This window comes from Methylobacterium sp. WL116 (assembly GCF_008039455.1).
Lineage (GTDB): Bacteria > Pseudomonadota > Alphaproteobacteria > Rhizobiales > Beijerinckiaceae > Methylobacterium.
Genome location: NZ_VRUV01000766.1, coordinates 1 through 1,607, shown reverse-complemented (window position 1 = coordinate 1,607; position 1,607 = coordinate 1). Strand labels below are relative to the sequence as shown.

Here is a 1,607-nt window from a genome sequence, read left to right as displayed (position 1 = left end):
CACGCCCTGCGCCACCGCCGCCGAGGTCGCCGAGCGCGCCGACGTCGTCATCCTGATGCTGCCGGACACCCCCGACGTCGAGACGGTGCTGTTCGGCGCGGACGGCGTCGCGGCGGGCCTGAGGCCCGGCACGACCGTGATCGACATGAGCTCGATCTCGCCGATCGCGACGAAGGACTTCGCCGCCCGCATCAGGGAGCGCGGCGGCGCCTATCTCGACGCGCCGGTCTCCGGCGGCGAGGTCGGGGCGAAGAACGCCGCCCTCTCGATCATGGTCGGCGGCGACGAGGCCGATTTCGGGCGCGCACAACCGCTGTTCGCGGCCATGGGGAAGACCGTGACCCATGTCGGCCCGGTCGGATCGGGCCAGGTGGCGAAGGTCGCCAACCAGATCATCGTCGCGCTCACCATCGAGGCGGTGGCCGAGGGTCTGCTGTTCGCCTCGAAGGCCGGCGCCGACCCGGCCAAGGTCCGCGAGGCGATCACCGGGGGCCTGGCCACCTCGCGCATCCTCGAGCTGCACGGCAAGCGCATGATCGACCGCACCTTCGATCCGGGCTTCCGCATCGGGCTGCACCAGAAGGACCTGAACCTGGCGCTGGAGGGCGCCCGGGCGCTCGGGCTCAGCCTGCCGGCCACGGCGCTGGCGCAGCAGCTGTTCTCGGCCTGCGTCGCCAACGGCGGGGCGGCCTGGGACCATTCGGCGATGGTCCGCGCGCTGGAGATCATGGCGAACCACGAGGTCGGCGCCGCTTGACCCACGCTCGATCGATCGATGCCGCGATGGTATCGATCGATCCATCGTTTGGATTGGAAGGTATCGACCGGGCGGACTAATCTGGAAACCTCAAGGAAACCGACCGCGACGGGCACGCATCCGTCGGGCGATCCCGAGGAGGAAACCATGTCGCTGGCGATTCCGGTGCAGAGCGCGACGCGCATGCGCGTGCGCTACCTGATCCTCCTCGTGCTGTTCGCGGTCACGGTGCTGAACTACGCCGACCGCGCGATCATCTCGATCGCGGGCGTGCCGATCGCGCAGGAATTCGGCATCACGCCCGTGCAGATGGGCTACATCCTCTCCGCCTTCAGCTGGTCCTACGTCGCGGCCCAGCTGCCCGGCGGCTGGCTGCTCGACCGCTACGGCACCAAGTGGATCTATGCCGGCGGCGTGTTCTTCTGGTCGTTCTTCACCTTCGTCCAGGGCTGGGCCGGCTTCCTCGGCGCGGGCTCCGCGGTGGCGGTGTTCTTCCTGATGCGGATGCTGGTGGGCATCGCCGAGGCGCCGTCCTTCCCCGGCAACGCCCGCCTCGTCACCGCCTGGTTCCCGGCGGCCGAGCGCGGCAAGGCCTCGGCCGTGTTCAACGCGGCCCAATACTTCGCGCCGGTGCTGTTCGCGCCGCTCACCGCCTGGGTGACCCAGAGCTTCGGCTGGCGCTACGCGTTCTTCAGCATGGGCCTGATCGGCCTGGCGATGGTGCTGCTCTGGGTCTGGCTGATCCACGACCCCAAGGACCATCCGAGCGTCACCTCGGGCGAGCTCGACGAGATCGCCCGGGGCGGCGCGCTGGTGCAGGTCGGCGCCGCGCCGTCGGGCGCGACCACGT

The 1,607-nt window shown here is 70.0% G+C and carries 2 protein-coding genes; both read left to right on the top strand.

Features of this window, described 5'->3' with window-relative positions; genetic code table 11:
• Window positions 1–757 (top strand): 2-hydroxy-3-oxopropionate reductase (locus FV223_RS27135; protein ID WP_147729804.1); only part of this gene is annotated, 757 nt, incomplete at its 5' end.
• 147 nt (window positions 758–904) lie between these two features.
• A partial coding sequence (locus FV223_RS27130) for an MFS transporter (RefSeq protein ID WP_147729803.1) occupies window positions 905–1,607 on the top strand: 703 nt, incomplete at its 3' end.